Genomic DNA, 7,898 nt, shown 5'->3' with positions numbered 1-7,898 from the left:
AGTGATTGAACCCTTTTATCCTAAAGCAGGCAATGGCAGACGTCCGTATGCGCTTGAGACCATGTTTCGCATTCATTGTATGCAGCAATGGTATAGCCTCGGTGATGAAGCGATGGAAGATGCGTTATATGAAATTGCTTCGATGCGTCAATTTGCGCAACTATCACTGGATAAAGCCATTCCTGACCGCACAACCATTATGAACTTCCGGCACTTGCTGGAAAAACACAAGCTGACTCGCCAATTATTCAAAACGGTCAATCAATGGCTGTCTGACTGCGGTGTGATGATGACGCAGGGCACACTGGTGGATGCCACGATTATTGAAGCCCCCAGCTCCACTAAAAACAAAAAGAATGAACGTGACCCGGATATGCATCAGACCAAGAAAGGTAATGAGTGGCACTTCGGTATGAAAGCCCATATCGGTGTGGATGCCAAGAGCGGTCTGACTCATACGCTGGTGACCACCGCCGCCAACGAACATGACCTGAATCAGATGAAGAACCTGTTGCATGGCGATGAGGAATTCATCTCTGGCGATGCTGGATATCAAGGCGCAGAGAAGCGTGAAGAACTTAAAGAAAAGGATGTGGAATAGTTGATTGCTGAGCGTCCCGGAAAAGTTCGGGCACTGAAAAAGCATCCCCGCAAAAACAAAACTGCCATCAACATCGAATATTTAAAAGCCAGCATTCGGGCGAAGGTGGAACACCCGTTTCGCATCATCAAATGCCAATTTGGTTTTATCAAAGCTCGCTATAAGGGATTGATAAAAAATGACTCACAGTTAGCCATGCTATTCACCTTGGCGAACCTGTTTAAAGTAGACCAGATGTTACGACGACAGCCAAGATCTGTCTAAAATCCGGGAATAGCCCGGAATAAGGCCAAAATCCTGCCTAAAACAACGGCATATTGGCCTAAATTGCAAAATTAGAGTTTAAAAATTAGGCAGGTGATGCTGCGGCTTAACTAAGCGTTAAACTGCGGGACTTATTCGCAGTTTCCCTAGTTTGCGGCTAGTTTTGCGGAGCAGGCTGACTATGGGCTGAAACCTTTGGGTTTACTGAATCTGGTAAGATTTCTAATCACATTTGGTATTTAGTGCAATTAACGAAGCAATTGCTGCATCGCTGAACTTGAGGAACAGTTTTGAGCAACTGGAGAACCGCAATTTTTGGAGGAACAGTTTCGCCTGGTGCAGCAGAAGCAGGATGGGAAAAGCAACAAAGCCAATGTAACCAGGGCTGGGGGAGCTGTTTAATGAAACAGAAGAGATAGCCGCTGAACCTAACACTGAGCAGGAAGCTATTTACTCTGTCCGCACAAAGCGCAACCCGCTATCCCAAGCACCGCGTTAGGACGTGATAGTTCACGATATTGCTGAGGAAGATAAAGTCTGCTTTCACTCTCCTATATTTTCTTTGTAATTAATTCAGGATAATAAGGAATTATTACAAATCTTTTAAGTACCTCCAGATCCTAAGAGCGCAGAGATGCTTCAATTTAAGCTGCCGGCAGCTTGGTGCGAGGGGAGTATTAGAATTTCATACGCACGATAACAAGCGACTGGCATAAATGCTGCTTGCCTACAAAGTGCCGAAGTTAGGTGTATAAACCATAAACAAGAGGAAATAATTTATGTCTCATAATAAATTTACTAGTTGTATTGAAGCTTGCTACAAATGTGCAACTGCCTGCGACCATTGTTCAACTGCCTGTTTGCAGGAGCCTGATCCTGCGAAAATGGCAGATTGCATACGTGCAGACTTAGACTGTGCTGATATCTGTCGGCTAGCTGCGGCAGCAATGGCGAGAGGAAGTGAGCATGCCAAGCAAATCTGCCGTCTCTGTGCTGACATATGTGAAGCTTGCGGTGAGCTTTGTGCTAAACACGAACCGGATCATTGTCAAGAATGTGCTCGTGCTTGCAAATCTTGTGCTGATGAATGCCGTAAGATGGCTGCCTAAGCTAAGTAAACCGTACTTTGGGAGCGCAGAAGACACATCTAGCGCAAGAGTTTCTTCATTGCGCTCTCAATATTGAGAAACACCTTTCATTAGTCCAGTATATTGGCTCGTATGGGTGACATTGAGGTCAGTTCATGCTTCTTAAGTACCGTATATTTTTGATATTATCCGCTAGAACCCTTCTTTCAGCAGAGGTCATTTTTTTGCTCGATTTTAGTTGAGGTTTCGGACCCTAAGAACCCACTGTATTCTTCCGATTCTGCTCGTATTTACTGAGGATTTAATCTCATTACTGATGCTAATCAGGTTCGACTGCTTGTTGCCACTGTATTAAAAACTCCTTTATGACTTCCTCATCTACTTGAATTAACAAAGACATGCTCACCAGGTAGTAGTATCCCATTGGCTTGGGGCTACTTGCATACCATTATTTATTTGGAAACTGCTGAGGAATCAAAAATATCTGGTGCAATTAAAGTATACCCTTAACGCACTTGTAATTATTTAGTGCATTAATTCAAAAAATAAACCTATAATGCACTCACATTAAGACACCATTGTAAAACGCACTGAAATCTATGTTTCGAGTTTATGGGTACCTGAGAGCATCAACCGAAGAGCAAGATGCAACCAGAGCTAAAGCTGAATTAGAAAAATTTACCGAACAATTAGGGTTCGGCGTTGCTCACTGGTTTATTGAAAATGAATCCGGCGCAAAATTACATCGGCCTGAACTTTTTAGGTTACTGGATATCGCCATGCCTGGTGACGTTTTATTAGTTGAGCAAATAGACAGGCTAAGCCGACTCAAAAGTGAAGATTGGGAAAAGTTGAAGCGGCTGATTAACGATAAGAATATTCGTATTGTTTCACTTGATTTGCCGTCCAGTTTCGCATTGATGCGCAACGCCGATGAATTCACTGAACGCATTCTCTCTTCAATTAACTCAATGATGCTTGATTTCCTTGCTGCCTTTGCCAGAAAAAATTACGAAGAGCGACGAAGGATGCAAGCGCAGGGGGTCGCCAAGGCCAAAATAGAGGGGAAGTATAAAGGCCGTCGCGAAGACAAAGACTTGCATAGCAGGATATTACAACTTCTCAATGATGGACGTAGTTATAACTTCATTGAAAGGACGATAGGTTGCTCTAGGCACACTATTTCCAAAGTTAGCAAACGCCGCAAGGCAAAACTTGAAGAAGAGGTTCTGTAACTGTGCCATGAAAGCCAAACGGATTGCGCCAGAGGTACTTTTAGATCTGTCTTCACGGATGGAGCTATTCCCTGCGCGCTCCGATGAACGCAAAAACATTGTTAAATCAGCATGTGATTTATATGGTGTTTCCGAAAGCACTCTTTATCGACAACTACGTTCTGTAAACAAGCCCAAACCACTAAAGCGCACGGATTCAGGCAAATCGAGAGTCATTCCTATATCTGAGATGGAGAAGTATTGCGAGATTATTGCCGCGTTAAAAATTCGCACCACCAACAAGAATGGACGGCATATCTCAACGAATGTTGCTATTGATCTGTTGGAAAGTACGGGTGTTGAATCAGAATACGGTTTTATCAAGCTAGAAAAAGGTAAGCTCAGCAAAACAACAATAAACAGGTATCTAGCACAATTTGGGTTAGACAAACACAACCTTATTAAAAACACGCCGGCAGTCAGGTTTCAGGCTAGACACAGCAACGAGTGTTGGCAATTTGATTTAAGCCCTTCTGACTTAAAAAGTGTGGACGAACCGCTTTGGTATGACGAATCTAAAGGTCTGCCGATTTTAATGCTTTACTCTGTCGTTGATGATAGAAGCGGCGTTTGCTATCAGGAATACCGAAATGTACACGGTGAAGATGCTGGTAATGCGCTGCGCTTCCTTTTTAATGCCATGTCACCCAAGTCTGACCCAGATGTGCCCTTCCAAGGCATCCCACACATGATTTACATGGACAACGGGCCAATTGCACGAAGTCGGGTGTTTCAGTCTGTGATGAAGTATTTAGGCATTGATGTGAAGGTACATATGCCAGATAGCAAGGACAAACGGCGTAAAACTGCTAGATCAAAAGGTAAAGTAGAAAGAGCCTTTCGCACAGTAAAAGAATGCCACGAGGTCCTTTACCACTTGCGAGAGCCAAAGAACGAAGTCGAAGCTAATCAGATGTTGAGCGATTACCTGAAGAAATATAACGACCATCAACATCGAGCAGAGCCACATTCTCGGATGGAGGACTGGCTGCAGAATATCGACGGTGCTGTTAAACAAATGTGCAGCTGGGAGCGTTTTTCATCCTTCGCACGCGAACCTGAAAAAAGGAAAGTAGGTATTGATGCCAGAATTCCCGTTGACGGTAGTGTATATGAGGTAGATCCCGACCTCGCAGGTGAACAAGTCGTACTTTGGTGGGGCCTGTTTGACGACGAATTGTATGTTGAACATGATGGACAACGATATGGTGCTTATTTTCCGATCAGTGGTCCAATTCCCTTGTATAGATATCGTAAGTTTAAACAAACCAAAACAGAAAAGCGGCTTGGAAAACTCGAAACGCTAGCAAAGTCACTTAAATTACCGGACTCTGAAAACGATGAGAATCACCAAGTTATTTTGTCAATGAAGAACGTAGTTGAGCCAGTACCAACGCGAGAATTTGATAATCCAGACCCGTTTAACGAAAAGCGGTTTGAAAACATACTGAAAGCCAAGCTTGCCATATCCAACTATTTAGGTAAACCCTTGACAATACTTGCGCAAGGCGACAGAGATATGATTGATGCTATTTTGTCTGAGTCTTTAGATAAAGAGGCTGTCATGAAACGAATAAAAGAATATTTCCATAATAGGAGTGGAGAACATGCAAATTGAAGTCATGGAACACTTTGGTATAAAGAAGTATTTTCGTGATGCAGACTTCTTTGAAACTGACACGGCCAAAAGGTTATTCAGACAACTCAAAAAGATCATACCTGAAGGCCAGCTCATCGCACTGACTGGTGTTGTCGGTATTGGCAAAACTACCTACCTAGAAAAAATACAAAAACAATTAGCTGCTGAAAAAAATGTGATAGTTGCAAAGTCACTCTCAGTGGAAAAATCCAAGACAAATTTAACCACTTTGATCACAGCGCTGTTTTACGATGTTTCAGGTGATAATGGCTATCGGGTACCAAAGCTTGGCGAAAAGCGCGAGCGAGATTTGCAGGAGCTCATCAAGAAGAGTAAAAAGCCTGTTGTGTTGTTTTGTGATGAAGCCCATGACCTGCACCATCGCACACTGACAGGCCTTAAACGCCTAATGGAAGTCATTCATGAGGGCGGCGGCAAGTTATCTATTGTATTGGCGGGCCACCCTAAACTTAAAAATGACCTGAAATCTCCCACAATGGAAGAAGTTGGCTACCGCACGGTTACCATGTCTCTCGATGCCTCGCAGGGTATTTTACGCGATTATATTTACTGGCTCCTGGATAAATGCACCAATGACAATGTGAAACCAAAAGACGTTATTGAAGACCAAGCAGTGGAATATCTAGCTGACCATCACCTTTATCAACTTCAGTATCCAATTCGTATGTTTCTAGCTTTGGAGGTGGAGCTGGTGTCTTGTTTTCTGTCTTAATTAGGGTCGGCTTCTTTGGCTTAGGTCTTGGTATGTCTTCTTCAGCTTTATCATTTTCATGTTGAGGTTGCGCATGTAGTTCATATGTAGAAAATTCTTCATCATCTTCTACATACATTTCCATCGCGCCCATGTGGGATGCCATTTCTGCATCACTCATCTGAGGAATGTTGCTCTCGACTTTTTCAGATTCCGCACCAATGCCTGTCTCAGTACTGCTATCTTTGCTGGTCTTTTCTTTTTGTGTTTTCTTAGCTTCTTTTTCCTTTGCAGGTTTTTCCGTTGTATCGCTGTTTTCAATAACGTCTGCATCTCTCCCCGTGTTAATTTGTAAGGTGCCATCAGCTGAATAAATTTCCTTAACACCTGTATTGCCAACGATGTAAACACCGGGTATAGACCTTGGTGTTTCCCCTTCCCAATAGATAACTATTGGGGATACCAACTTAACAACGCGGTATTCATTCCCAGTATCGGGTTTTAGGGTTCCAAACCATTCATCAGTCGCCTCTCCGTTACGGTTTCTTATTGGCTCAACTACACCAGCTTCCATTAATGCTTCGCAAAACTCTTTGGTTGAACTGGGAAACTGTTTGTAATTTTCTTGTTTGGCAAACGCTATGATTTGATCTATTGCCGCAACTGTTACGAAGGCCCTTCCACCACAAACGAATATCTTTCCTTTGGGCTCGTTGGCCTTCATCGTGGGCAAAAGAGAGCGAGCCGATGAAATAAATATTTTTTCAACATTTACTCTCGATTCACCTAAATGCTTATCCCAACGCATATTGATATCACGGGCTGTTTCCAGTCCGTCGACATGCTTGACTATCTGATGCAGAAAAGCACCGTCAATATATTTTCCGCTCATGTACTGGTATATCTGGTTCATCAGCATTGGGCCGCCTGCGCGTATGTATTCAATTCCTTCTTTACTGATAACTTCCTTAACCAACAATGCGCCTACCTCTTCATGCGCTCCATGTTGTCTATCTTTTGTCATACGTGTTTCATAACTTCTGACGCCCGTTCTTCTTGCCCACGCTACTAGCGACTCATTAAGTGGGCTCCAGACATTTGTTTCCTTACCATGTTCATAGACCGTAATATCCATAATGACTTTACCAATGTCATGAATGAGGCCTAACGCCCACGCGCCGTATATCCACTTGGGCTTTATAACTTGGAATACATCTATGTTTGTACTCTTCTTGTCTCTGGGTATCTTCCCTTCTCGGGCCCTCGCTTTTTCCAAACACCCATGTGCAGTTTGAAGATCCTGATTACCCACATACCTCAGCTAGCTTCAACAGCTTGTAAGGCATCGGTGGTGTTCTCACTGCGGCCTTTGCCAGCCTTGACATGATATCCCGTAGGTTAAAACGGTTGTTAAATCGAAAACAGTATTCAGCCAAATGTCTAGGTAAGTGTTTCGGCGCAATCGCATGGCAACTACCTCTCAACGAATTTTTCACATTACCTATCATGGTATTTACCCATATGTAGGCTGGATGTTCCAGTTTGTGTAAGTCACCGCCCGTCTTCGAATAAATATGATGTTTATCTTCACTAGCGATGGCTCGAAAGCAAGGTAATCCATCCGAAATAACAATGGTATCAGACTTCACGTATTTCTCTGACCATTGCGCTATCACCTTGGTTTTAAATCCTTCGACTACCGTCATCTTCATGCGCACCGGATGGCCTTCTTCGTTTAATGCAACGGCAGCTAAAAACGGTGTTTTACCACCTGCCCCTCGTCCTCGCTTTCCCCCGCGACGCTCTCCACCCCAGTAAACGTCGTCTAGCTGGACGATTCCGCCTATCTTGGATTTATCCTCGCTCTCTTTCATCGCCTGAAGCAGCTTGTGTTTCACTTTCCAAGCGGTGTCATAATTCACACCCAACTGGCGCTTCAATTCCATCGCAGATAACCCAGTCTTCGATTGGGTCAATAAATGGATTGCCATAAACCACTTGGTGAGAGGCAATTTGCTATGTGCGAACAGCGTCCCGCTGGTGAGCGAGTGTTGATGACCACATCGATTGCATTGCAATAGCTTCCTGCATTTGAGCTGACAGTAGGTTGTATTACTACACTCGCGGCATACATAACCTCGGGGGAAACGCCAATTGAATAACGCTTTCTCACATTTATCTTCTGTGCCAAAGTCTTGCATGAAATCAAACACGCTATAGCCCTTCTGAAACTGTACCTGATTCTTCGCCATGATCTATCTCACTCAAACACTGATTATATATACAGTATAACAATAACTGAGAAATGTGGGTAATCAGG

General features: G+C 43.5%; 6 protein-coding genes and 1 pseudogene. 5 read left to right on the top strand and 2 right to left on the bottom strand.

Annotated features, from left to right (window positions below; all coding sequences use genetic code 11):
* From MHM99_RS20505 to MHM99_RS20485, 5 genes and pseudogenes are all read left to right on the top strand, one after another.
* Positions 1-865: pseudogene (locus tag MHM99_RS20505) on the top strand (IS5 family transposase); the annotation flags it as partial.
* A gap of 779 nt (positions 866-1,644) precedes the next feature.
* Positions 1,645-1,974, top strand: coding sequence for a four-helix bundle copper-binding protein (locus MHM99_RS21430; RefSeq protein ID WP_004587124.1), 330 nt, complete (start codon positions 1,645-1,647; stop codon positions 1,972-1,974).
* A gap of 578 nt (positions 1,975-2,552) precedes the next feature.
* Positions 2,553-3,188: a recombinase family protein gene (locus MHM99_RS20495; RefSeq protein WP_004587123.1), complete on the top strand. Its 636-nt coding sequence runs from the start codon at positions 2,553-2,555 to the stop codon at positions 3,186-3,188.
* Between the two features lie 22 nt (positions 3,189-3,210).
* Positions 3,211-4,845: a DDE-type integrase/transposase/recombinase gene (locus MHM99_RS20490; RefSeq protein ID WP_155661561.1), complete on the top strand. Its 1,635-nt coding sequence runs from the start codon at positions 3,211-3,213 to the stop codon at positions 4,843-4,845.
* The gene (locus MHM99_RS20485; protein ID WP_239220427.1) at positions 4,835-5,599 is read left to right on the top strand and encodes an AAA family ATPase; all 765 of its coding nucleotides are present in this window, start codon (positions 4,835-4,837) and stop codon (positions 5,597-5,599) included. Before MHM99_RS20490 ends, MHM99_RS20485 begins: the two co-directional genes overlap by 11 nt.
* Here the strand turns inward: MHM99_RS20485 and MHM99_RS20480 are convergent.
* Together MHM99_RS20480 and MHM99_RS20475 are read right to left on the bottom strand one after the other, a co-directional pair.
* Positions 5,484-6,890, bottom strand: coding sequence for a TraI domain-containing protein (locus MHM99_RS20480; protein WP_239220426.1), 1,407 nt, complete (start codon positions 6,888-6,890; stop codon positions 5,484-5,486). The genes MHM99_RS20485 and MHM99_RS20480 overlap by 116 nt on opposite strands.
* A complete protein-coding gene (locus MHM99_RS20475; RefSeq protein WP_239220425.1) occupies positions 6,883-7,830 on the bottom strand; it encodes an IS1595 family transposase in 948 nt (315 codons plus the stop codon). Before MHM99_RS20475 ends, MHM99_RS20480 begins: the two co-directional genes overlap by 8 nt.
* Positions 7,831-7,898: the final 68 nt, after the last annotated feature.

It is taken from the genome of Alteromonas sp. MmMcT2-2 (genome assembly GCF_022348305.1).
GTDB classification, from domain to species: Bacteria; Pseudomonadota; Gammaproteobacteria; order Enterobacterales; family Alteromonadaceae; genus Alteromonas; species Alteromonas macleodii.
This window is presented reverse-complemented; position numbering and strand designations above follow the sequence as displayed.

Bases quoted from the DNA above. Each gene is read 5' to 3' on its own strand.
- MHM99_RS20475 (WP_239220425.1), bottom strand. From the start codon at position 7,830: ATGGCGAAGAATCAGGTACAGTTTCAGAAGGGCTATAGCGTGTTTGAT.
- MHM99_RS21430 (WP_004587124.1), top strand. From the start codon at position 1,645: ATGTCTCATAATAAATTTACTAGTTGTATTGAAGCTTGCTACAAATGT.
- MHM99_RS20485 (WP_239220427.1), top strand. From the start codon at position 4,835: ATGCAAATTGAAGTCATGGAACACTTTGGTATAAAGAAGTATTTTCGT.
- MHM99_RS20495 (WP_004587123.1), top strand. From the start codon at position 2,553: ATGTTTCGAGTTTATGGGTACCTGAGAGCATCAACCGAAGAGCAAGAT.